Source organism: Acinetobacter vivianii, assembly GCF_014635885.1.
GTDB classification, from domain to species: domain Bacteria; phylum Pseudomonadota; class Gammaproteobacteria; order Pseudomonadales; family Moraxellaceae; genus Acinetobacter; species Acinetobacter vivianii.
Window position 1 is genome coordinate 543,767 of record NZ_BMDR01000002.1, and the last position, 22,609, is coordinate 566,375.

The 22,609-nt window shown below is 41.0% G+C and carries 21 protein-coding genes; 13 read left to right on the forward strand and 8 right to left on the reverse strand.

Going from position 1 to position 22,609, the window contains the following annotated elements; all coding sequences use genetic code 11:
- Positions 1 to 44 precede the first annotated feature (44 nt).
- Positions 45 to 428: a DUF3144 domain-containing protein gene (locus IEV36_RS06265; protein WP_005258980.1), complete on the reverse strand. Its 384-nt coding sequence runs from the start codon at positions 426 to 428 to the stop codon at positions 45 to 47.
- Between the two features lie 105 nt (positions 429 to 533).
- Between IEV36_RS06265 and IEV36_RS06270 the strand changes: the two genes are divergently transcribed.
- Entirely contained in the window at positions 534 to 1,166 is a 633-nt protein-coding gene (locus IEV36_RS06270) for a hypothetical protein (RefSeq protein ID WP_005258979.1), read from the forward strand.
- A gap of 325 nt (positions 1,167 to 1,491) precedes the next feature.
- On the opposite strand, the gene IEV36_RS06275 is transcribed toward IEV36_RS06270, so the two are convergent.
- Entirely contained in the window at positions 1,492 to 2,949 is a 1,458-nt protein-coding gene (locus IEV36_RS06275; protein WP_005258978.1) for a CYTH and CHAD domain-containing protein, read from the reverse strand.
- A 177-nt stretch (positions 2,950 to 3,126) separates the two neighbouring features.
- Here IEV36_RS06275 and IEV36_RS06280 point away from each other — a divergent pair, with 177 nt between their 5' ends.
- From IEV36_RS06280 to rapA, 7 genes are all read left to right on the forward strand, one after another.
- Positions 3,127 to 3,498 (forward strand): Mpo1-like protein, encoded by a 372-nt coding sequence (locus IEV36_RS06280; protein WP_004770275.1) that lies wholly within the window; start codon positions 3,127 to 3,129, stop codon positions 3,496 to 3,498.
- A 165-nt stretch (positions 3,499 to 3,663) separates the two neighbouring features.
- A complete protein-coding gene (locus IEV36_RS06285) occupies positions 3,664 to 4,104 on the forward strand; it encodes an Sbal_3080 family lipoprotein (protein WP_032864091.1) in 441 nt (146 codons plus the stop codon).
- Positions 4,105 to 4,424: 320 nt separating this feature from the next.
- A complete protein-coding gene (gene thiE, locus IEV36_RS06290; RefSeq protein WP_005258976.1) occupies positions 4,425 to 5,036 on the forward strand; it encodes a thiamine phosphate synthase in 612 nt (203 codons plus the stop codon).
- Positions 5,037 to 5,119: 83 nt separating this feature from the next.
- Entirely contained in the window at positions 5,120 to 6,418 is a 1,299-nt protein-coding gene (gene hemL / locus IEV36_RS06295) for a glutamate-1-semialdehyde 2,1-aminomutase (protein WP_005258975.1), read from the forward strand.
- A gap of 349 nt (positions 6,419 to 6,767) precedes the next feature.
- Positions 6,768 to 7,184 carry a GlcG/HbpS family heme-binding protein gene (locus tag IEV36_RS06300; protein WP_005258973.1) on the forward strand — a complete coding sequence of 139 codons (417 nt, stop codon included), beginning with the start codon at positions 6,768 to 6,770 and terminating at the stop codon, positions 7,182 to 7,184.
- 142 nt (positions 7,185 to 7,326) lie between these two features.
- Complete coding sequence (locus tag IEV36_RS06305; RefSeq protein ID WP_171067994.1) at positions 7,327 to 7,971, forward strand: RluA family pseudouridine synthase; 645 nt, start codon at positions 7,327 to 7,329, stop codon at positions 7,969 to 7,971.
- Between the two features lie 144 nt (positions 7,972 to 8,115).
- On the forward strand, positions 8,116 to 10,953 hold the full coding sequence (gene rapA / locus IEV36_RS06310) for an RNA polymerase-associated protein RapA (RefSeq protein WP_004770266.1): 2,838 nt from the start codon (positions 8,116 to 8,118) through the stop codon (positions 10,951 to 10,953).
- A gap of 58 nt (positions 10,954 to 11,011) precedes the next feature.
- On the opposite strand, the gene dps is transcribed toward rapA, so the two are convergent.
- From dps to fabR, 3 genes are all read right to left on the reverse strand, one after another.
- Complete coding sequence (gene dps, locus IEV36_RS06315) at positions 11,012 to 11,509, reverse strand: DNA starvation/stationary phase protection protein Dps (RefSeq protein ID WP_005258969.1); 498 nt, start codon at positions 11,507 to 11,509, stop codon at positions 11,012 to 11,014.
- A gap of 219 nt (positions 11,510 to 11,728) precedes the next feature.
- Entirely contained in the window at positions 11,729 to 12,745 is a 1,017-nt protein-coding gene (locus IEV36_RS06320) for an AI-2E family transporter (protein ID WP_004770263.1), read from the reverse strand.
- An 82-nt stretch (positions 12,746 to 12,827) separates the two neighbouring features.
- Positions 12,828 to 13,523, reverse strand: coding sequence for an HTH-type transcriptional repressor FabR (gene fabR, locus IEV36_RS06325; protein WP_005258967.1), 696 nt, complete (start codon positions 13,521 to 13,523; stop codon positions 12,828 to 12,830).
- Between the two features lie 140 nt (positions 13,524 to 13,663).
- Between fabR and IEV36_RS06330 the strand changes: the two genes are divergently transcribed.
- Both IEV36_RS06330 and IEV36_RS06335 read left to right on the forward strand, forming a co-directional pair.
- Positions 13,664 to 14,731 (forward strand): ferredoxin reductase, encoded by a 1,068-nt coding sequence (locus tag IEV36_RS06330; protein ID WP_005258964.1) that lies wholly within the window; start codon positions 13,664 to 13,666, stop codon positions 14,729 to 14,731.
- Between the two features lie 14 nt (positions 14,732 to 14,745).
- The gene (locus IEV36_RS06335; protein ID WP_004770259.1) at positions 14,746 to 15,840 is read left to right on the forward strand and encodes a fatty acid desaturase family protein; all 1,095 of its coding nucleotides are present in this window, start codon (positions 14,746 to 14,748) and stop codon (positions 15,838 to 15,840) included.
- Between the two features lie 48 nt (positions 15,841 to 15,888).
- On the opposite strand, the gene IEV36_RS06340 is transcribed toward IEV36_RS06335, so the two are convergent.
- Positions 15,889 to 16,356 (reverse strand): hotdog fold domain-containing protein, encoded by a 468-nt coding sequence (locus IEV36_RS06340; protein WP_005258961.1) that lies wholly within the window; start codon positions 16,354 to 16,356, stop codon positions 15,889 to 15,891.
- A gap of 110 nt (positions 16,357 to 16,466) precedes the next feature.
- Here IEV36_RS06340 and IEV36_RS06345 point away from each other — a divergent pair, with 110 nt between their 5' ends.
- Together IEV36_RS06345 and IEV36_RS06350 are read left to right on the forward strand one after the other, a co-directional pair.
- Positions 16,467 to 17,126, forward strand: coding sequence for a TetR/AcrR family transcriptional regulator (locus IEV36_RS06345; protein ID WP_032863955.1), 660 nt, complete (start codon positions 16,467 to 16,469; stop codon positions 17,124 to 17,126).
- Positions 17,126 to 17,587 carry a GFA family protein gene (locus IEV36_RS06350; protein ID WP_005258958.1) on the forward strand — a complete coding sequence of 154 codons (462 nt, stop codon included), beginning with the start codon at positions 17,126 to 17,128 and terminating at the stop codon, positions 17,585 to 17,587. The genes IEV36_RS06345 and IEV36_RS06350 overlap by 1 nt, the downstream gene beginning before the upstream one ends.
- Positions 17,588 to 17,669: 82 nt before the next feature.
- Here IEV36_RS06350 and IEV36_RS06355 read toward each other — a convergent pair whose 3' ends face one another.
- Positions 17,670 to 19,880, reverse strand: a complete 2,211-nt coding sequence (locus tag IEV36_RS06355) for a TonB-dependent receptor family protein (RefSeq protein ID WP_005258956.1) — start codon at positions 19,878 to 19,880, stop codon at positions 17,670 to 17,672.
- Positions 19,881 to 20,064: 184 nt separating this feature from the next.
- The gene (locus IEV36_RS06360; RefSeq protein WP_005258954.1) at positions 20,065 to 20,769 is read right to left on the reverse strand and encodes an SIMPL domain-containing protein; all 705 of its coding nucleotides are present in this window, start codon (positions 20,767 to 20,769) and stop codon (positions 20,065 to 20,067) included.
- A gap of 466 nt (positions 20,770 to 21,235) precedes the next feature.
- On the opposite strand from IEV36_RS06360, the gene IEV36_RS06365 reads away from it, so the two are divergent.
- Positions 21,236 to 22,606 carry a diaminobutyrate--2-oxoglutarate transaminase gene (locus IEV36_RS06365; protein ID WP_005258952.1) on the forward strand — a complete coding sequence of 457 codons (1,371 nt, stop codon included), beginning with the start codon at positions 21,236 to 21,238 and terminating at the stop codon, positions 22,604 to 22,606.
- The last annotated feature ends 3 nt before the right edge of the window (positions 22,607 to 22,609 follow it).

Consider the following 22,609-nt stretch of genomic DNA (forward strand, 5'->3'; position numbering starts at 1 on the left):
AAAGAAAGCCACCGATCAGGTGGCTTTCTTTTTTGCATTAATCATTAATGATCATGTTTGTGTGCATGAAAATCTTCATTTTTGCGGAAGCGTAAATAGTTTTCGAACTGTTCGCAATATTCATCAAAATTATCTTCCAGCATCATTTGGAACTGTTGTAGCAGATAAGACATCACTTGTTCTTTTGCCTCACGCATTTCTTCGCCATCTTTAAAGTTATTGGCTGCAACCCAGGTGTTAAAACGGGCAGTGGCAAATAACATGGCTGCGCTTACTTGGGCACGTAACTCTTCTGGTTTAGCTTGTTGACCTTTTGGTGGGCGGCAAAAATCATTAGCGAGTTTGATAAATTCATCGGCGCGCTCAAAAAATACGGCATTTAAAGCTTCTTCTTCCGTCACATCGGTAGCGTTAATTTTTTGAGACATGAGATTTTCCAGCGACAAGTAAAGACACATTATTATAGACAAAGCCTTGTCGAAACTAAACCTTTGCCTTAATCTAAAATAGCCTAAGCAATTAGAATAATCACTATGCAAGATGCGATCGCGATTCAAAGCCTGAAAACGGATATTGCCTTACTACGCCAGCATATCTATCCACCGCAATCTTTAGAGCATGTTGAGGGCTTGCCGATTTATTATGGTCTAAAGGATGAGGTTGATGAATATTACCGACAATGGCAGCCTTTGATTGAGAGGGCACAGCAATTGTGCCAGCCTTTTATGGAAGATGAAGTGGTGGATGCGATTCATTTGCCTAGCCATTTAAATCTGCCGCTATTTTTCTTTCATGTAGATCGAATTCGGATTAATAAAACCCGCGCTAAAGAATCGAAAACCTTTCGTGGTGTCGCGGCCTTATTGGAAAAATGCGGGCAGTTTGAAACGGATCAGATTTTTGCCATGCAAGAGTGGTTGGGGAGTGATGACACTGCTGCTTTAGTTGCACATCGCGAATTTATCGATTTACGGACTTACGTATTTCAACATGGGCAGAGTGAATATACCCGTACCCGTTTTTATATGAATGGCATGATTCTCAGTGTTGAGCCACATTTTAAATTGGTGGATGTACGGGATAAGCCACGTAAGCAGCGTAATGATAGCTATAGTGATCCGATTGCAGATAATGGAACGTGGAAGATTTTTGGAAAGTATCGGTAAGTGATTTAAGGGGAATAAATAGTTTAAAACACTAATTTTTATTAAAAAATAACAGCACAGCCACAAGTGCTATATAAAGTTTGGATGTTTTCGCATAGGCGATTTCCTACTTTGTTTTCGGACAAAGTAGGCAAAGCCATTGTCATCAGCAAAACCTGTCTGTTTCTTGGATTTATTAAAATGTATCGCAGAAATATTACTTTGCTTATAACACGCAGGTTGCTGATGACGTTTCCGAGTATCCATTCTGTAGGGCGTAGATTATTTGTGGCGGTATCCATGCCGCCAGCACGATAGGGATTTAAGATGGTTTTCCCTTGCGGAGCTATCGCTCCTCATCCCAAAAAATATCTTTAGTTGATAAACCCTGTAGTTTCTTTGCCGCTTTCTTCGCAACATGCGGTTGCTGTGCCTTAACCCAACCTAAAGCAAATAAAAATTGCGGATGCTCAGCAGCTTGTTGCTCAAAGATCTGCTCAGCCACAAATAGATCATTATAGAAACCCAAGTATTCCTGAATCGGCTGTAGCTTATTAAAAAATTGCTGAACCTGTTTTTCTGGGTAAATCCCTGCAATAAAGTCGATGCAATAACGCAATTGTTTAACGCGCTTACGGGTACGGTGTTGTTGCTCGACTTCTAACTTAGAAAATTGAGCTGCATCTTTAAGAATCTTTTGATACAGCTTAGTTAGGCTTTTGGCAGCTTGTTTAGAGAGTTTGGATTTTGATTGTTGATCACTATAGCTAAAGCTGAATAAGGATAAAAACAGTTGGGTTGTTTTGCTGTCACTCAATAATTCAGCAATATTTGCGTCGACATTTTCAGGGAAGGGAAAATCAAAATCACAGACTTGTTTGACTAAGGGAATGACTGAATCTTGAATGGCATCATTATCACGTGATTGTCCTAAAGCTCTAAAAATCTCCGCCAAATGACTTTCCCAACTCGGATCAATGTGTACCGACCAATTGGAAAAATGCTTTAAAGCTGAACGCAAACGGCGTAAACCAACACGAGCCTGGTGAATATGGTCGGCTTCTGCTACTCCATCAGCGATTGCAGCGGCATTGGGTAGGATATGATTGAGCGTATTTTCGATAATCTGTTTGATAGCCTGTCCAGCACTGACATCTTTATCCAAATTCAGTGATTTCGCTTTGGTAGCAGCAGAGACGACTTTGCCTTGGGCCAGTAAATTGCCGCGTTCAGCTTTACTGCGCACATCAAGCCAGAGCTGGTATTTATCTACCCAGGTTTTGGCAAAATCAATCAACTCTTGTGCTGAACCTTGTTTTAACTCAAATTCGACTTCACAGATTCTGGCGTGGTCAGTTGGAGTTCGGATTTCACCATCATCCAGACAGACCTCAATTTGAGAACCTTCAAATTCAAACACATGAAAAGTACGTTGTACATTGGTCTGGAATTGTAATTGTAGCTCGGCTGGCGCTTCGCCTAAAATATCACGTAGTACAGTTTGAACGGTTTGATTATGTTTATAGAGGGACAGATCAAGCTCAGGTTCTTGAGTACATTTTCCTAAATAGATATCTTCTTCGATACGTTGTAAATGATTTTTACTGGCAGCTTTAAAGGTTTGCACCCAATGCTCACCTTCTTGACGCAGGCGAATAGCCACATAATTTTTAGCAAGCAAACGGTCAGCAGTGTCATAGTATTTTGCTTGTAACTGAATTTTTTGTGCTTTTTGTTTGCTTAAGGTCTGTAAAACACTTTTTTTCTTAGACTCAGGAAGTTGAAATTTTAGCTCTATTTCCATGATGTTATGACTCCTGACCAACGAGAATGATAAATATAGAAATGAGTATAAACTGTTGATCTGAAAAATTATTGTAAAGTTGTTTTAAGGAATGCAAGCAGGGTACACAATGACTTTATTTTGTACAAAAAATGCATTAACGTGTGTAGAGTCTTGCCGGATTAGGATGATCTAGAAATGAATGCACCAGCCAATATCACCCAGCCAGTGGAATTTTCATTACCGATTAAAAATTATGATGAATTTTATCGCTTTTATTTAACTGAACACCGCAGTATTGCCAGCCGTCGTTTGCATGCAGCAGGTAGCTCAATCGGTTTATATTTCTTTAGCAAAGCCATTCGTAAGCGTCAGGCCAAATATGCGGTATATGGTTTGGTTTCAGGTTATGCCTGTGCGTGGGTTGGGCATTTCTTTTTTGAACATAATAAGCCTGCCAGCTTTAAGCAACCACTTTATAGTTTTATTTCAGATTGGCGGATGCTGTCGGATATTACCCGTGGTCGTTTGAGTTTGATCGATCGTCAGTTTGATAAAATTGAGTCGTAAAATTCATTTGATATTTAAAAAGCTGCTTTGGCGGCTTTTTTATTTTTGATAGGGGAAATTAAATAAAAACATAATAATAAAATCGACCAATGCATCTGATTTAGAATGGATTTTATATAAATGATTTGTTAGTTTAAGCGACTTGAATAACAAATGGTTTACATGATGAAGAATTTTTTATTTTTAGGGGCTTTGTTAGCTTTAACTGGATGTACCTCGATTCAAGTGAATAATACCACTGGCTTTAATCCAGAATCTATCCGTCAAGTTTGTGTGATTAATAATCCCAAAGTCATAATTAAAGACTTTAATCAGGTTGTAGAACGAAGTTTTGCGAGATATAACATTCAAGCAAAAACGTATAATGACACTGACAACCTGAGTCTTTGTCAAACGACACTACATTATACGGCATTAAGATCATGGGATTTCGCACCCTATATGGTTTCTGCACAATTTAATTTATTACAAAATGGAAGACAGGTTTCTGAGGCTTCATTTAAGTTGAAAGGAAATGGTGGTCTTGCTCTAAATAAATGGCGTAGTACTGAAACCAAAATTAATGAATTGGTCGATCAACTTTTAAATAAACCGCCAAAGAAATAGGTATATAAAAGTTAGCTGGTAGTGGGCAGTTTAGTGACGAATCATGGCCATAGCTATTGATATTAATTAAGTTTTAAAGCCTCCGTTGGGGGCTTTATTATTGAGTTAATCCTTAAAAGATTTCAATTTAACCTCTAACTTTCCAATAGTGTAAAACTTAGTGGTGTATGGTTTTCTATTAGCACCATGAGCTAACGTTATTTATTTGCTTTAACACATTCGGTGAATAGATCATTTCATAAGAACTTATACACTCCCTCTCTTTATATTTTAGATAAGAAAATATACCCTGAAGCTAATGTAATTATAGTGAAACGTTCATGCGCGGTCTTTACCTCATCACCAACGATGACCCAATCCAGCTCTTACTCGAAAAACTAGATGTTGCTTTGGCAACAGGACAGATTGCGATTCTGCAATATCGTCGTAAGAAAGTAGAAAAAGCAGAACAGCCACATGAAGTAGAGCAGATCAAAGCGCTGTGTGAACAACATCAGGTTCCTTTCGTCATTAATGATGATTTGGCGCTGGCTGAACAATTTGGTTTGGGTGTACATCTGGGGCAGTCCGATGGGGAAATAAGCGATGCTGCTGCACGTTTACCGAAAGGTGTGATTATTGGCCGTACCTGCTTAAACTCACTGGAATTGGCTGAAAAGGCGATTGCCGATGGGGCAACTTATGTCGCGTTTGGTGCAGTCTATGCCACCTCAACCAAACCTGAAGCGGGCAATGTCGGTATCGAAGTCATCAAACAGGCGAAACAAAAGTTTGCTGTACCGATTTGTGCAATTGGTGGTCTGACTGTGGAAAATTCTCAAGTGGTGATTGAGGCGGGGGCGAGCCTTTGTGCGGTAATTAGTGATATATTAGGACGATCAACAGCCGAAATTCCTGCTCGTGTAACTGCATGGGCAACGTTATTTGACTAATTATAGGCATCCGCTTTTGCGGAGCTTTCATTGTTTCTCGGAACGACAGCGTTCCTTGTCCTTGATTCTAGGTTGAGCCTTATATGAGTTTATCTCCAAAGCAAGAACAGCTATTTAAACAAGCAAATAAACATATTCCAGGTGGTGTTAACTCACCTGTACGTGCATTTAACGGTGTTGGCGGTACGCCTGTCTTTATCGAAAAGGCAAAGGGTGCATATTTGTGGGATGTTGATGGCAAGCGTTACGTGGACTATGTTGGTTCATGGGGCCCAATGATCTTAGGTCATGCACATCCAGATATTATTCAAGCGGTACAAACTGCGGCAGAAGATGGTTTAAGTTTTGGTGCACCAACTGTGCACGAAACCACTTTAGCCGATACGATTTGCGACATTATGCCTTCAATCGAATTGGTGCGTATGACCAGTTCAGGTACTGAAGCAACCATGACGGCGATTCGTCTGGCACGTGGTTATACTGGCCGTGACAAGATTGTAAAATTTGAAGGCTGCTACCACGGTCATTCGGATTCATTGTTAGTAAAAGCGGGTTCTGGTTTGCTGACTTTAGGTGAAGGTGAGCCAACCTCAAAAGGTGTACCTGCTGATTTTGCAAAACATACCTTAACGCTCCCATATAACAACATCGAAGCGTTAAAAGAATGCTTTAGCAAATTTGGTCATGAGATTGCTGGTGTGATCATTGAGCCTGTTGCAGGCAATATGAATCTGGTGACGCCAATCGATGGTTTCTTGCAAGCGATCCGTGATGTTTGTGATGAATATAAATCTGTCTTCATTATTGATGAAGTGATGACTGGTTTCCGTGTCGCTTTAGGTGGTGCTCAATCGGTCTATAACGTTAAACCTGACTTGACCACGTTGGGTAAAATCATTGGTGCTGGCTTACCTGTCGGTGCTTTTGGCGGTAAACGTGAAATCATGGAATGCATCGCACCTTTAGGTGGCGTTTATCAAGCAGGTACATTGTCAGGGAACCCATTGGCAATGCGTGCAGGTATCGCAATGTTCAAACATTTACGTGAACCAGGTTTCTATGACAAGCTGGCTGCACAGTTAGCCAAATTGCTTGCGGGTTTACAGACTGCGGCAGACGAAGCGGGGATTCCATTTAAGACCCAGCAAGTGGGTGGCATGTTTGGTTTATATTTCACGGATCAGGATGACATTACCAGCTTTGATTCAATGTTGGCCTGTGACGTTGAAGCATTTAAGAAATTCTTCCATGGCATGTTAAAGCGTGGTGTCTATCTTGCACCTTCTGCATTTGAAGCAGGCTTTATTTCGTCAATGCATTCAGATCAGGATATTGCAGATACCATTCAGGCAGCCAAAGAAACTTTTGCTGAAATGAAGTAAGCATGTGATACAGAAGCCCGATTTATTCGGGCTTTTTTTATGGCTGCTGTTTAGGTTGATCTAAATAGAAGCCGACTTTAACTCATTTAAAAATAATGCTGAGTCATAATCCAAATCTTATTGAGTTTTCATCTATTTTTACGATAAACCTCAGCGACGAATAGCAGTAAAGATAAAGAATCTTTACTGTATCGCAAAGTAAAATATGCTTGAATAATCCACTATCTTGGCGTTTGTCTTTGGCTGTCCCAAAGCGCGAACGTATTGGCTTAGGCAAGCTGTAAGATAGCGCTTGTATCATATGTTTAAACAAGCTTTATATAAGAAACTCATAGGAATGGAGTAAAACATGAAAACTAAACATTATTTAACTTCTGCTGATGTAGAAATTCTGGTTCATGCAGCATCACAATATGCAACAGCACATGGTTTTAATGTCAGTATCGCAGTGGTCGATGACGGTGGAACTTTATTAATGATGAAGCGTATGGATGGCGCATCGGTATTATCAACCGAGATTTGCCAGGAAAAAGCACAATCTGCTGCGGTCAGTCGAAGAGCAACCAAGGCATCCGAAGATATGATCCGTGATGGTAAAATCGGCTTTTTAACCATCAATGCGGCAAAAGGTATGTTAGAAGGCGGTGAGCCGATTGTTTATCAAGGGCAGGTTGTCGGAGCTGTTGGTGTTTCGGGTGTACAATCTTTCCAAGATGCAGAAATTGCCCAGCATGCGATTCAACAATTTCTAGAGCAACAGGTCTAAATCAGCATTTAAATTCGAATCTGGATGAAAATTCGAGAGAAACACGAAAAAAAATAGTAAAAATACGTGTCATGCATTGTAATTCAGCGCCAAGCTTTTTATGATTGCCCGCTTGTTTTCATCCAGTCGTTGGAAGGCTACCTTGAGTGATTTTCTAAGTGAACATTTGATTCATCGTGATGAAGATTTTATGGTCATCCATAAACCAGCAGGCTTACTCACCGTACCTGGGAAAACGCCAGATTTACAAGATTGTTTAATCAATCGTCTATTAGAACTAGAACCTAAAACCTTACTGATTCATCGTCTAGATCGTGACACTTCAGGGATCTTGGTCTTTGGCTTATCCAAATTTGGCCAGAGCACGATTTCCCGTCAGTTTCAGGATCGTCAAACTTCAAAAATTTATCAAGCTTTGGTTGCAGGCCATTTAGAAGGTCAGGGCACCGTCGATATTCCAGTGATTTATGATCCAAGCCGTCCGCCATTGCATATTGTTGATGCCACTCATCACAAACCTGCATTAACGGAATGGCAGGCGATTGAACATTTAGAAATTCAAGGACAAGCTGTAACCCGAGTTCAACTGATTCCGATTACAGGGCGTTCACATCAGCTTCGTGTGCATATGCAATATTTAGGTCATCCGATTCTGGGCGATACCTTATATGCCACACCAGAACAGCAGCAGCTTTACGCGCGTTTGTGCTTACATGCAATGCAATTAAGCTTCGCTCATCCTAAAACAGGTGCGCAACTGACATTTGATTGTCTTGTACCGTTTTAGTCTAAAAACTTTTTTATGAAACACGATGTGATGCACGCTATTTAATGATGCTTTGTGTCAAAATACATCGTTGAAAACTACATAAAATGCCTTAACTTTTATTTGGGTCAGGGCATAAAATATGTGGGCTAACTTGAGATAAAGGTGGAAAAATTGCAGCAGTTTGCTATTGGTCAACGTTGGTTATCAGATACTGAAACTGAACTCGGTTTAGGGGTTCTTATTGATGTAGATGAACGTTCTATCAGCATTTTATTCCCTAAAAGTGATGAAACTCGTGTCTATGCACGCAACAATGCGCCTTTATCTCGCATCATCTTCAATGTAAATGATGAAGTCCAAGACCAAGAAGGCCTTAAGTGGATTGTTGAGTCGATTGAAGACCGTCATGGCGTCCTTCGCTATGATGTGGTTCGTACACTGGAAAATGGCGAACAAGAACGCAAGTCACTGAACGAAACTCGTATCGGTGCGCAAATCCAGCTATCAAAACCTTTAGAGCGTTTGTTAGCTAGCCAAGTCGATTATAAAGAATGGTATGACCTGCGTATTGAAGCCATGTTATTGCAGGCGCAAATGCATACCAGCCCTTTACGTGGATTTCTTGGTGCGCGTGTCGGTTTAATTCCGCATCAGCTTTATATTGCACATGAAGTCGGCAAGCGTTTTGCGCCGCGTGTTTTACTGGCTGATGAAGTTGGCTTGGGTAAAACCATTGAAGCGGGTTTGATTATCCACCAGCAACTTAAAACAGGCCGTTCAGAACGTATCCTGATCTTGGTGCCTGATTCACTGCAATATCAGTGGATGATTGAAATGCGTCGCCGTTTCAATTTGCAATTCTCTCTATTTGATTTAACTCGTACCGCATCGATCAAAGAACATGATCCTGATTTAAATCCGTTCTTGACTGAACAATGTATTATTGCCAGCGTTGACCTGATGGTTGATCATGATGACTTGCGTGAGCAGGCGATGGAAGCTGGTTTTGATCTATTGGTGGTCGATGAAGCACATCACTTGATGTGGAGTGAGGAAGAAGGCGGCAATGATCGCTATGACCTCGTTGAAGAATTGGCAGAACAGACAGCCGGTGTGTTGCTGCTCACTGCAACCCCAGAGCAACTTGGTGTAGAAAGTCATTTTGCGCGTTTACGTTTGCTTGATCCGCAACGTTTTAGCAGCCTTGACCGTTTCCTTGATGAAGAAGAGCAATATCAGCAAACTGCGAAAATTGCAGAAGTGTTGATGTCAGATGAGGCTTTAACAGAAGATCATCTTGCAGCACTGGAAGGCTTATTGGGTCATCGGATTGATGATCAGCCTGAACAGCGTATGCGTGCAATTCATGAATTATTGGACCGTCATGGTACAGGTCGTATCCTGTTCCGTAATACCCGTGAAGCGATTCAAGGCTTCCCGGGCCGTGATTGTCAGCCAGCGCCATTAACAGCGCCAGAAGACTGGTCAATGGACGGCAAAATGCGCGAGCAGATGTGGCCAGAAGAAGGTCAGCTTGATGGTGCATGGATGGAAAATGATCCGCGTGTGCCTTGGTTGATGGAAGTCTTGCGTAAAGACTTAAAACACAAAAAAGTATTATTGATTGCACGTAGTGGGCCTGTCGTCGAAGCGCTGGAAAATGTATTGCGTTTACATGCAGGTATTCGTACCGCGATGTTCCATGAAGGCATGAGCTTGCTGGAGCGCGACCAAGCGGCAGCATACTTTGCAGAAGACAGCTATGGTGCACAAATCCTGCTGTGTTCTGAGATTGGTTCAGAAGGGCGTAACTTCCAGTTTGCCAGTGATTTGATTTTATTTGATTTGCCAGCAAACCCTGACGTACTCGAACAGCGTATTGGTCGTCTGGATCGTATTGGTCAGGAAAATCGTATCCAGATCCATGTGCCTTATCTCATGGGGACCGCGCAAGAGCGTATGTTCCGCTGGTACAACGAAGCACTCAATATTTTCAGCAATATTTCTCCAACGGCGCAAACGCTACAAGAGAACTTTATTGTTGAGCTGAAAGATTGCTTACTCGCAGATCAAGGCCAGACCTTTGAAGATTTACTTGAAGAAGTGAATGTACAACGTCAAGCATTGGAAGCTGAATTACAGGCGGGCCGTGACCGTTTGCTTGAGTACAATTCATGCCGTCCAGTGGTTGCGCAGGGCATTGTTCAAGCACTTGAAGATTATGATGACAACACCACTTTGCCAATGTTTGTGAAGCGTTTCATGTCATCAACCAATATCGATTTTGATGAGCAAAGTAACGGTACGGTGATTATCAAGCCGACTGATCAGATGCAGGTTCAAGGTTTGACGCTAGACGAAGAGGGTATGACAGCAACCTTCTATCGTGATCAGGCACAAATCCGTGAAGATGCACAGTACCTGACGCTGGAACATCCATTTATTGAAAGTGTGATGGAGATGATCCGCACGCAATCATTTGGTAGTACCAATGTTGCTTTACTCAAATCGAATGCATTGAAACAAGGTTCAGTGTTATTAGAAGTCTGGTTTAAGGTCGATGTGGTGGCGCCAAAAGCATTGAATCTGCCATCAAGCTTACCGAAACAACTGATTCGTGTATTGCTCAGCGAAAATGGTCAGGACTTGTCTGCCAAGATTGATCCAAGCATTTTACGTCCATACTTGCATCATTTAGATGGTAATAGCTGCCGTCAGGTGGTGAAAGCACGCCGTGAAGTGATTGAATCACGTTATGCACAGGCGCTGGATATTGCTAAAGAATCATTACCAGAGTTGATGCAACAAGCCAAAGAGCATTACAGCGGTAAATGGCAATATGAAATTGACCGTTTAACTTATCTCAAGCAATTTAACCCAAGTATTCGTGAAGATGAAATCGAGCGTTTACAGAAATTCCAGAAAGAAGGTTTAGGCCTGTTAGATGGTCTTTCTGTAACTCCAGAAGCGATTCAGGTGTTGGTTGTGGTTAAACCATAATTGAGATAGAAATAAAAAAAGAGGACAAAACGTCCTCTTTTTTATGGCCTACTTTTGATTATTTTTGATCAATATTGGCTTCCAAAAACCATAAATATTGATCCAGATCTTCGAGTGCAGCATGCAGAATATCTTCTGAAATCGGATCCTGAATTTCATCAATGGTATCACGCAGATGGTTGGCAACCACCCCATAACGATCTGCCAGTTCTTTTAAGTGATCTTGTACCGCATGGATCGCCACTGGATAAGGCTTAAGATGCGAACTTTCGCCAACAGATTGCGTTGTTCCCAACGCTGTTCCACCGATCTGTACGGCACGCTCAGCTACATTGTCCAAGTGTGTGATCAGCGAAGTACGGAACATGTCTAACATTTCATGCACCGCAATAAAGTTACTACCCCGCATATTCCAATGCGCCTGTTTCGTCAGTAACGAAAGATCAATAAGATTGGCAAGAATTTGATTTAAAATTTTTACGGTAGATTCTTTGATCGCATCATCTAAATTATTACGTGTATATACTTTTAAAGCTTTAGCTGCTGAAGAACTCATAGTTACCTCATTCAATTATAATGTGATGAAATGTAGTGAATAAAAAACCGCCTAATTCATCTCTAGCTTACGCCGTGAATAGGGCAGTGAGTGTTTTCGTTTTCTAATCTTTTGTAAGTTTAGTTATCATCAATTTTATTTTTAGAAACGCAAGTTTTGATTCAGATTAAATGATGATTTAATCTGTTACGCTGCGTATTCACTTGTAAAAAAAATGGCTTAGATCAGGCCTGCGTCTTTGCATTCCAGTTTGATATAGGCATAGAAAATTGGTGCAACAATCAAACCGCTCAGCCCAAAAATAGCTTCAAAAATCAGCATCGCCAATAATACTTCCCATGCACTGGCATTGATTTTGGTACCAATAATTTTGGCATTAATAAAATATTCAAGCTTGTGAATAATCACCAGATAGGCCAGTGCAATCGCTGCCACAGACAAGGAAATAGTCAAACCTGCCATAATGATCAGGGTATTTGAAATCAGGTTACCAATGATCGGGAGTAGACCAAAAATAAAGGTCAGAATGGTCAGGGTTTTGGCAAAAGGTAAGTGGATATTGAATAGAGGCAGAACAATAAACACAAAGATCATGAATAACACGGTATTAATCAGTGAAATCTTGACCTGAGCAAAGACAACGTTTTTAAAAGAAACCGAAAGCTTCTGGATACGATGCAGAATTGCTGCCTTAAATGCAGGTTGCGGGGCATGTTGTTTAAAATTCTGAATCGATACCAGAATACCCACAATTAAGCCGATCACCATTGTGGCCAGATTATGCAGAATATCGGTGCCCGTATTTTTAACAATCGAAATATTGTTTTTGATAAAGGACAAGATCTGATTCTTGATATCGGCAACACTATGTGGCAGATAGCCCGGCAAATAATGGCTCATCTCCGCCTGAAACTTGATCAGGGTCTGGTCGATTTTAATATTGAAAGAATTTAGCCCTGTACCTTTGAGATCATAAATCACAAAGCTGATCAGGCTGGTAATAAAGAAGCCGATCAGCACGGTTGCCAATATCCCCAGAATAATACTGATAAAAATACGAGCACGTTGACCATCAATATGTTTTTCAACAATTGAACTTAAACTGTTAATAATTTCAAAAACCAGAAATCCGGCAAAGAAACTCGGCAGTAAATGCAGGGGAATGACCATCATTAAAAATAAAGACATCAGGATAAAACTGGCGATGATGCTTTGACGGTCATTCAGTAGATTCATGATCTATATGCCTGATTTAAGTTGTTATGCTAAGAGACAAAATATAATTTTGCTGAGATCTATCGTATTGCGATGCAAAGAATTAATCAATTTCCGTTTCATGAATATGACGAGCGCCTTCTAAAATCATACGGATCATCACCATGGTCTGTTCCGCAACTTCAGTACGTTGCTCCACAGGTAGATCAATCACTTTCGCACCCATGTTAAATACCAGTTGGGTAATGGCTTTGGCAGCCAGATCAGCATGACTGATTTTGCTGTTATTTAAGCGTTCTAAACGGATTAGGTCTTCTTGCAGTTCTTGCTGGAAGAAATTAAGCTGGCGATCAACTGCAGCTTTATATGACGTTGAACCTGTATAGCCTTCGCGCAATAACAGACTCAGATTGCCTTCGTCGGTATTCAGTTGTTGAATAAACACTTCAACCGAACTACGAATAATGCTTTGCTGCTTGGAAGCCTGTAACCGTGCTTCGCGAATAATGCGACGAAGTACCAGACCAGATTGATCAATCAATGCAATGGCCAGTTCATCAATATCTTTGAAATGACGATAAAAGCTGTTTGGTGCAATACCAGCTTCACGTGCAATTTCACGTAAACTGAGAGATGCGATACTTTTTTGCGGGCCGATCAGATTCAGCGTGGCTTGAAACAACTCTTCTTTTGTAATCGTTGCTTTCCTACCCACCGAACGTACAGGAGATTTCATGGGAATGACATCTTGTTCGTTTACGGTGTCATGGTCGAGCGGTAAAAAAGAAGAATGAACCATTATTTTCAATATATAAGTAAGCTACTCGGGATTATAGCGATTGTCGTTGTACTTGTGAAATGTAAATTCTTATACGAGTGTATATACAAATATATATACATATGTATAATAATTAGCAAACAACCAGAGTAAAACTGCTCATGCAAGCAATTGAAAAGAGAAATTCTCTATTTAATTCGTTGGCTCAAAGTGTAATGAACAGCCATGACGCCAATTTTTGGTTACAGAAAATCAATCCATTGTGGTCAATCAATCAGCCACTTGCCAAAATCGTAAAAAAACAAAATGTGGCAAAGGATACAGTCAGCCTGATTTTACAGTGCAACCGTCATGTGGTACGAGGTATGGCAGGGCAGCACCATCCTGTAACGGTTGAGATTGAAGGTCGTCATTACGAGCGTACTTATAGCCTGATGCAGATTGATGCAGATCACTTATGTTTAACTGTTAAAAGAGTGGATCAAGGTCTGGTAAGTTCGTGGTTGGTTGAGCACAGCCAAACTGGTCATGTCCTCCGTTTGGGACAACCTTATGGTGAAATGCAACAAGCCATTGATACGCCTAATTTATTATTGTTGGCAGCTGGTAGCGGCATTACGCCGATGCTGAGTCTTATTGAAGCCTTGTGCCAGTCTAAACAATTGAATACACATACAGTTCAATTGATGTATTGGGTCAAGACTCAGGCAGACGCAGCTTATGTTGAATATCTGAAAGAAGTGTCAGAAAACTTCTCTAATTTTAGTTATCAGATTTTTTATACCCAAGAACAAGATCAGCGTTTAAATCAAAGCCATGTGGATCAATTCACCACGTTGAGCGATACCACGGTTTATGCATGCGGGCCATCAGGTTTTGCAGCATCGGCGGAAAGCCTGTTTAAAGATGCCGCAGCACTGCAAACAGAAGCCTTTAGTTTGAGCCAGTTTGCGGAAGATAGCACTGAGACGGGTTTTATTAATGTGACCTTGACGCAATCCAATAAGACGATTGCGATTCCGAAAGGCCAGTCGATTCTCTCCAGTCTGGAGCATCAAGGTATTAAACCGAATCACGGTTGCCGGATGGGAATCTGTAATAAATGTGCCTGCAACAAGGCGCAAGGTGCGACCAAAAACCTATTGAATGGCGCGGCTAATAATGAACCTGCTCAGTTACTAAAAATTTGTGTCAATTCAGCCCAGTCTGATCTTGTGATTGATCTATAAGAGAGAAATTGATTATGAACATGCCTGTTAAAATTGAATTTTTCAAAAATCCTAAAAATCGTGATCTCACTGCTGCCGAGTTAGATGCGTTTGCTCGTGAACTCGATCAAATTAAACAAGAAGTATTGGACGATATTGGCGAGAAAGATGCGAAATACATTCGCCGTGTCTATTCCACGATTCGTTATAGCAGCATGTTGGGTCGTGCCTGCTTATTTCTGGGCTGGTTTCCGCCAGCATGGTTAGTGGGCACAGGCTTACTCGGCTTTGCCAAGATCATGGAAAATATGGAGCTGGGTCATAATGTCATGCACGGTCAATATGACTGGATGAATGATCCAAAATTCAATGGTCAAACCTATGAATGGGACACTGTTGGTACTTCTGATAACTGGCGCCAAACCCATAACTACAAACACCATACTTATACCAATATTAAAGGTATGGATGATGATGTGGGCTACGGGGTATTCCGTTTATTTCCAGAACAACGCTGGTCTAAATTCACCTTGATTCAACCAATGTATATTGTGCCATTTAGCTTATTGTTCCAGTGGGGCGTAGCGATCCAGAATCTGGAGTTGGGCAAAGTATTGTATAAGCGTAAAACCATCGCGCAATTTAAACGTGAATGGCAGCCTGCACAGAAGAAAATCCTCAAGCAAATGTTTAAGGACTATGTGTTCTTTCCTTTGATTGCAGGGCCTTCTGCGATTCCTGTATTTACAGGCAATTTGGTGGCAAACGGAATCCGTAATGTCTGGACCTTCAGTATTATTTTCTGTGGACATTTTACCAAAGATGTCGAGGTGTTCCCTAAAGCTGTGTTGCAGGATGAAAGTCGTGGACACTGGTATATGCGCCAGATTCGCGGTTCATCAAACCTGACGGGTTCAGAAGCCTTTCATATTTTAACGGGACATTTGAGCCATCAGATTGAGCATCATTTATTCCCAGATATTCCTGCACGCCGCTACCGTCAGGTTGCACCTAAAGTACAGGCAGTCTGTGAAAAGTATGGTTTGAATTATAACAATGCCAGCTTTGTGAAACAGTTTGGTGAAGTGGTCGGGCGTATTTTTAAATATGCACTGCCATTTAAAAAGTAAACTGTTCAGTTAAAACAAAGCCCTGATCAATGTCAGGGCTTTCTTATTTTATTTCTTCTTTTTTGAAATCCACATGGTAATGGTGGCGTGGAAAACTTTTTCATTGAGTTGATCCAATACATCAACATTGACCAAGTATTCACCAGCTTTGTCCCAATCGTAATGCTCATAAACAGGGCTAGCAATCGCAATCAGATCGGTTTCAGCCTTCTTTAAATATTTAACCGTCATGTCTTTGGGAATCCAGCGATGGGTTGTGGGTACTGTCACTTCAGTCATGGTCCCACCCGCAAGTTCTGCCATATTACACATCGCGATCGCATGTACCGTACCAATATGATTCAACACGTTCCGTTTTTTCTTGATACTAATTTTGCAGGAATTGGGTTTTAGCTCCTCAAATAAGGGAGAGATACTGCTGAAATACGGTGCTTTAAGGCACAACATTCGGGTGAATGTCCATTTACCAGCAGGTAAGACCGATACTTTATTCCATAAATCTAAGGTGCTTGCCATTTTAAATGTCCTGATACAGAATTAAATTCTTAAACAGAATATAATTCTGTTTACAAGCTATGGTCAAGTCATACACAATAGTTCCGATTATTGGTTATTTTGATGAAAGCATGCAGGCAGCTCAGCAATTATTAGAACGTTTATATCCACAACGCAGGTCTTTATTAAAACGACAGATTTTGCAGGATGCTTTGTCGTGCTTTCTTGAATATGGTTTGGACACCACCAGTATTGAAATGATTCGTGACAAATCTGACAGTAGCGTGGGGGCGATTTATCATCATTTTAAGAATAAAGAAGGGGTGATTGCAGCACTGGTGTTTGCTGCGTTGGATGATCAAGCACTATTGCGTGACCAATACTTAAAAGAAGCAAAATCACTCAAAGGACTACTCTATGCGCTGATTTATAGTTATACCGACTGGGTCTCTGATCAGCCCAAGTTTGCGCAATTTCTTTTGTTTGCCCATCTGAATGTACGGCAGGGTGAATATCGACAAGTCTTAAATAACAAAAATAAACTCAGAAATCAAAACATCATTGGCTATATTTCTAACTATGCTGATGCCAGTTTATTAAAATCAGTGCCAACAGAGCTAATGATGTCTTTGGTGATTGGTGCAACTGAAAGTTATTGCCGCGCTTGGCTCTCTGGAAAAGTCGTAACTAATCCCAAAGTGTATCGTGAGACTTTGGCTCAAGCAGCTTGGGATTCATTACAACATTTGAGTCAAGCTCAATCAGATAACAACAATCAGGATTATCATTGATGAGAGCAAACCATCAGAAGATACAATTTACAGGGGCTTGTCTGTGTGGGGCAGTGAGCTTTCAGTTTTCTGTGACAAATATCAAAATGATGTATCGTTGTTATTGTAGTCTTTGTCGTAAGCAGAGTGGGGCTGCATCGAATGCATCCACTTTTGTTCAAGCACAATCATTTCAATGGCAGCAAGGCGAACCATTCATTCAAACCTATATCAAGGATACTGGGTTTACCAGTTGTTTTTGCAAACAGTGTGGTTCACCTGTTCCTAATGCACTGGCTATCAATCCAAAAATTATGTGGATTCCTTTGGGGCTCATTCTCGAAGAATTTACACCTGAACTTGAGTTAAATTTTTGTAAGAATTCGGCAGTCAGTTGGGCAAAAGCATCTGAAATGCGGGTGGCATTTGATGAACTGCCCGATTTGACTGAACTGGAAAATTATTTTGCAATGAATAAATAATAGTTACGTTGCTGTAATTAAAAAACTTTGCGATGACATGTGCAAATAAAAAGCCGAACTCAAAAGTTCGGCTTTCTTTTATTTAGAAATCATAAGAGGTTTGCAAGAAAATGGTTCGTGGTTGACCCACATATTTACCGCCCGTTGAATCTGATGAACGGGTATAATATTGCTTATCAAACACGTTCTTTATACCGCCTGCAACTTTTAAGCCTTTAAGCTGATTACTAAAATTGTAACCCGCGCGTACCGCAAAGGTTGAATAACCTGGGATATCACCTGTACGACCATCCGCGGTTTCTACAATTTGATAAATATCACCTGAACCTGGGGCATGTTGTTTCGATTGGGCAAACATATCGGCATTGACCGACCAGTTGTCTATTTGATAAGCCATACCTAAATTGCCTACATGGCGTGAGTAGTAGGGAAGATCTTTACCTTCAAATTTTCCTGCTTCGGAGGTTGCTTTGGTAAAGGTATAGTTACCATAGACTTTGAAACCTTCCAGTACATCTGCAAGTTGTCCGAAATCATAGCTGATCCCAGTCTCAACGCCTTTATGACTGGTTGCACCTAAATCTGTCCAAATTCCTGTCCCGATATTATCAGGTCGCTCTAACATCAATTCTTTATCGAAATCTAAATAGAAGACAGTCAATTCAGCACTTAGTCCATTGCCTAGGTACTTGGTGCCGATTTCATAGTTTTTAGATTTTTCTGGATGTAAGCCATCCAATGTCGTAACCGCAGTATTGTTACCATCAATTGTTCTGGTGGTGACCAACTGGTTATATTGTTGCGGACCAAATGAAACGCCTGCATTGGCAAAGATATTCCAGTTTTCGTTGGCTTTATAAAGTACCGCTAAACTTGGTAAAAATTCATCTGATCTGATTTTTGGATGAACAGTATTGATTGCAACGCCTTTTTGATAGGCAGTGAAATCATTATGAGTATCAATCGACTCGAAACGAACACCCGGAGTAACGACCCAATTGCCCATACCAAAACGGTTGTCAATATATACTGCATGGGCTTTGGTGCCACCTTCACTGGTGGTATTGGCAATACGTTCGCCTGGAGTACCTGTAATGGTATTGTATGAATCTGTACGTCCTGAAAACTCAGAGCTTTCTTCTTGTAAATAACGATAGCCAACAGTGACTTCGTTATCCATGCTGCCCCAGCTATAGGCACGTGAATAGCGGGGCTCAATCCCAAAATATTTATAGTCACGAGGGGAGTTGCTAATACGACTTGTGCCATTATCTGAAATAGATTCTAAATCGCTAGTACGGAAAGAGTCGACGTAATAGCCCAAGACTTCAAAGTTATTGAGTTCATCTTTATGGCTATATTTGACAGAAATATCAGAGCGACGACCGGCGAAATAATTACGGTTTTGATTCGATTGATAAGGATTGTCGGCAAATTGTGCTGTAGTTAAGCCTTCTGGCATTTCGCCACGGCCTTCATAATGATGAAGATTGACAGCAATTGCATCCTGATCGGTCCATTGGTAGGCAGTTTTTAACATGACATCATCGATATCAATTTTATTATTGGCTTCACGATAGCCATCACCTTTGGTACCCGAATAGAGTAAGGCCAAACCTAAGCCATTATCTAAAGTACCACCAATAAATAAATTAGGCGTATATTTGAGTTGGTCAGTTCCTGTTGCAAACTCAGTGGTTAAACCCACTGAGCCCGAAAACTCTTGTGGAATGGCACGTGTTGTGAAGTTAATGATTCCACCCACGTTTTGTGGCCCAAAACGAACAGAACCCGCGCCGCGAACCACATCTACAGATTCAATATTACCCATAGACACAGGGGCTAAAGATAATTGTGGTTGACCATAAGGTGCAAAAGAAAGCGGGACACCATCCATAAGCACAGTGGAGCGAGGCGATAAACGAGAGGTGAGGCCGCGCACACCAATATTTAAAGAAACATCACTGCCGCCTGTACCATTGCTGTCCTGAACTTGAACTCCTGGAATTTGTTTTAATGCATCACGAATCGAAGTGGTTGCGATTTCATCCAAGCGTTTACGATCAATAATGCTGCGTGCGCCTGCATGTTGCTGTACCTTTTCTGCATTGGCATTTTCCAGCCAGTTGCCTTGAGCTTTAACAGAAATCGTTGCAAGTGTTTGAGTTTCAACAGGGGATTCTTCATTGGCAAATGTTGTATGAGAAACTCCACTACATAGAATAGCGATGGTGAGGCTTAGGGTTGAGGGCTGAAATTTCTTAGATGCAGCAGAATTGGTGACAGGTTTCATAAGATGAGCAAATGCTGTAAATTTCCCCGAATCTTAATCGCTTATTTAAAGAAATAAAATAAGAACGATTATCACTTATAACTATGAGATGAGTTAAGTTCATTGTTTTTTTGCTAAAGGTATTTTTGGCTATTTCAAACAACAAAAAACCGTGCTTGAGCACGGTTTTTACTGAAAAGACAGATTATTTAAACTGGATCGAACCGTTGGCGCTGACGGTAATTTTTGATTCACCAGCAGCCATATCCTGTGCAGGTGCAGCTTCAGCCATCGCAAACTTAGCCATACCACCACCACGCATCATCGGTTGCGGGAAATAGTTACTGGTATTGAGATTCAAGCTCACCAGATTATATTGACCTTTATTCCATGCTTGGGTAATCGCTTGAGCACGTTGCTGGAAGTTTTTCGATGCTTCAATCATCAGCTCATTTTCAACTTTTTTACGCTGTTCATCAGACACGGTAAAGTTAATAGATTGCGTTTGGAAGGTTTGCTGTAACTCGCTGATCAATTGGCTCGCTGCTTTAAAGTCTTTACTTTCAAGTTGGATCTCGGCACGGGCACGCCATTCTTTCAGCTTATTACTGTCATTGTCATAAACAGGGTAGGTGCTTTGTGTACCTGTTTCGACCTTGACCTGATTATATTTACGTGCAATTGCTTGCGCCTGATTCATCAGTTGATTGATCTGGTTTGATAGTTCAGCAGGTTGTTTGTTGCTTTTTTCAATAAAGAGTACGGCACGCATTTCATCATTTGCGACCTGACGTGAGGCATCTGCCTGAATATTTACAATGTTATAGTTCAAATTCTCTGTCTCATGAGCAAAAAGAGTTGGGCTGAGTGCAGCTCCGATCATCAATGTAGCAAGTGCTAAAGTACGCATAAAATTTTCCTTAGAATTTGATGTTGAAAATTTATTTTTTACAGATTTGATATTAAAAAGAACTGATGGTGAACTTCTGCATATTTTGTGGTGACTTTGTAAGGGATTAGCAGTGTTTTGCAACAGAAAAATAAAGTGAAAAACTTTAAAAATTAATTAATTAGATCGATTGATTTGACCATTTATCTAAAAATGGAAGTGGGATTTAAAAAAGCTTACTTTCTTCCGCTTGTCACATAGTATGATCATAATTCATCATAGTTATTGGAATGATACATTTTTTCAATAAGATTAGATGACTGTCAGGCATAAAAAGTGTTTATTTTCTTGCAAAATTAGGTATCATCTCGCTCCTAGTTGAAAGATATAAACAAGTGTCTACACTAGATTCTAAAAAGCACCGAGTCAAACGACCGCAAGTCACCAGACTTATTTCTTTCACCCATATCAGAGATGGTAATTCGATATGAGCGTTACTTCCGTAAATCCTGCCGCTAATGCAACCAACGAATATTATCTGACTCGCCAAAGTCAGATGGAATCAAATGTTCGTAGTTATCCACGTAAATTACCGTTAGCGATAGCGAAAGCACAAGGCTGCTGGGTTACTGATGTTGAAGGTACAGAGTACCTTGATTGTTTAGCTGGGGCAGGAACATTGGCTTTAGGCCATAATCATCCTGCGGTGATTCAAAGTATTCAAGACACATTGGCAAGTGGTTTGCCATTGCATACTTTAGACTTAACGACTCCTTTAAAAGATGCGTTTACTGAAGCGCTGCTGGCTTATTTGCCAGGCGGTAAAGAAGAGTATTGCTTACAATTCTGTGGCCCAACAGGTGCAGATGGTACAGAAGCAGCAATTAAATTAGCAAAAACCTATACGGGTCGTAGCTCAGTGATTAGTTTCTCTGGTGGCTACCATGGTATGACGCACGGCGCGCTTGCAATGACAGGTAACCTGTCTGCGAAGAATGCTGTGAATGGCTTAATGCCAGGCGTTCAGTTTATGCCATACCCACATGAATATCGTTGCCCACTTGGTTTAGGTGGTGAAGCGGGTGTTGATGCTTTGACATACTACTTTGAAAACTTCATTGAAGATGTTGAAAGCGGTGTAACCAAGCCTGCTGCTGTCATTCTTGAAGCGATTCAGGGTGAAGGTGGTGTTGTGACTGCACCTGTAAAATGGTTGAAAAAAATCCGTGAAGTGACTGAAAAGCACAACATCGTTTTAATCTTGGACGAAGTTCAAGCTGGTTTCGCACGTTCAGGCAAAATGTTTGCTTTTGAACATGCAGGAATCGAGCCTGATGTTGTGGTGATGTCTAAGGCGGTTGGTGGTAGCTTACCACTTGCAGTATTAGGTATTAAACGTAAGTTTGATGCATGGCAGCCAGGTACACACTCGGGTACATTCCGCGGTAACCAACTTGCAATGGGTACAGGTTTGGCATCACTTCAAGTGATCAAAGAGCAAAACCTTGCTCAGAATGCGCAAGAGCGTGGTGATTTCTTACAAGCTGAGTTGAAAAAACTTGTGCAAGAATTCCCATGTATCGGTAATGTGCGCGGTCGTGGCTTGATGATTGGTATCGAGATCATTGATGAGCGTAAACCTGCTGATCATATGGGTTCTCATCCTGCAGATGCTCAGTTGGCAGCAGCGATTCAAGCCGCATGTTTCAACAATAAATTATTGCTTGAGAAGGGTGGTCGTAACGGTACAGTGATTCGTTTACTTTGCCCGTTAATCATCAACCAAGACGAATGTGTTGAAGTGATTGCTCGCTTCAAGAAAGCGATTGCTGAAGCATTAAAAGCAGTACGAGGCTAATTC

Coding starts and splice junctions, on each gene's coding strand:
- IEV36_RS06265 (WP_005258980.1), bottom strand. CDS start 428: ATGTCTCAAAAAATTAACGCTACCGATGTGACGGAAGAAGAAGCTTTA.
- IEV36_RS06270 (WP_005258979.1), top strand. CDS start 534: ATGCAAGATGCGATCGCGATTCAAAGCCTGAAAACGGATATTGCCTTA.
- IEV36_RS06275 (WP_005258978.1), bottom strand. CDS start 2,949: ATGGAAATAGAGCTAAAATTTCAACTTCCTGAGTCTAAGAAAAAAAGT.
- IEV36_RS06280 (WP_004770275.1), top strand. CDS start 3,127: ATGAATGCACCAGCCAATATCACCCAGCCAGTGGAATTTTCATTACCG.
- IEV36_RS06285 (WP_032864091.1), top strand. CDS start 3,664: ATGAAGAATTTTTTATTTTTAGGGGCTTTGTTAGCTTTAACTGGATGT.
- thiE (WP_005258976.1), top strand. CDS start 4,425: ATGCGCGGTCTTTACCTCATCACCAACGATGACCCAATCCAGCTCTTA.
- hemL (WP_005258975.1), top strand. CDS start 5,120: ATGAGTTTATCTCCAAAGCAAGAACAGCTATTTAAACAAGCAAATAAA.
- IEV36_RS06300 (WP_005258973.1), top strand. CDS start 6,768: ATGAAAACTAAACATTATTTAACTTCTGCTGATGTAGAAATTCTGGTT.
- dps (WP_005258969.1), bottom strand. CDS start 11,509: ATGAGTTCTTCAGCAGCTAAAGCTTTAAAAGTATATACACGTAATAAT.
- IEV36_RS06320 (WP_004770263.1), bottom strand. CDS start 12,745: ATGAATCTACTGAATGACCGTCAAAGCATCATCGCCAGTTTTATCCTG.
- fabR (WP_005258967.1), bottom strand. CDS start 13,523: ATGGTTCATTCTTCTTTTTTACCGCTCGACCATGACACCGTAAACGAA.
- IEV36_RS06330 (WP_005258964.1), top strand. CDS start 13,664: ATGCAAGCAATTGAAAAGAGAAATTCTCTATTTAATTCGTTGGCTCAA.
- IEV36_RS06335 (WP_004770259.1), top strand. CDS start 14,746: ATGAACATGCCTGTTAAAATTGAATTTTTCAAAAATCCTAAAAATCGT.
- IEV36_RS06340 (WP_005258961.1), bottom strand. CDS start 16,356: ATGGCAAGCACCTTAGATTTATGGAATAAAGTATCGGTCTTACCTGCT.
- IEV36_RS06345 (WP_032863955.1), top strand. CDS start 16,467: ATGCAGGCAGCTCAGCAATTATTAGAACGTTTATATCCACAACGCAGG.
- IEV36_RS06350 (WP_005258958.1), top strand. CDS start 17,126: ATGAGAGCAAACCATCAGAAGATACAATTTACAGGGGCTTGTCTGTGT.
- IEV36_RS06355 (WP_005258956.1), bottom strand. CDS start 19,880: ATGAAACCTGTCACCAATTCTGCTGCATCTAAGAAATTTCAGCCCTCA.
- IEV36_RS06360 (WP_005258954.1), bottom strand. CDS start 20,769: ATGCGTACTTTAGCACTTGCTACATTGATGATCGGAGCTGCACTCAGC.
- IEV36_RS06365 (WP_005258952.1), top strand. CDS start 21,236: ATGAGCGTTACTTCCGTAAATCCTGCCGCTAATGCAACCAACGAATAT.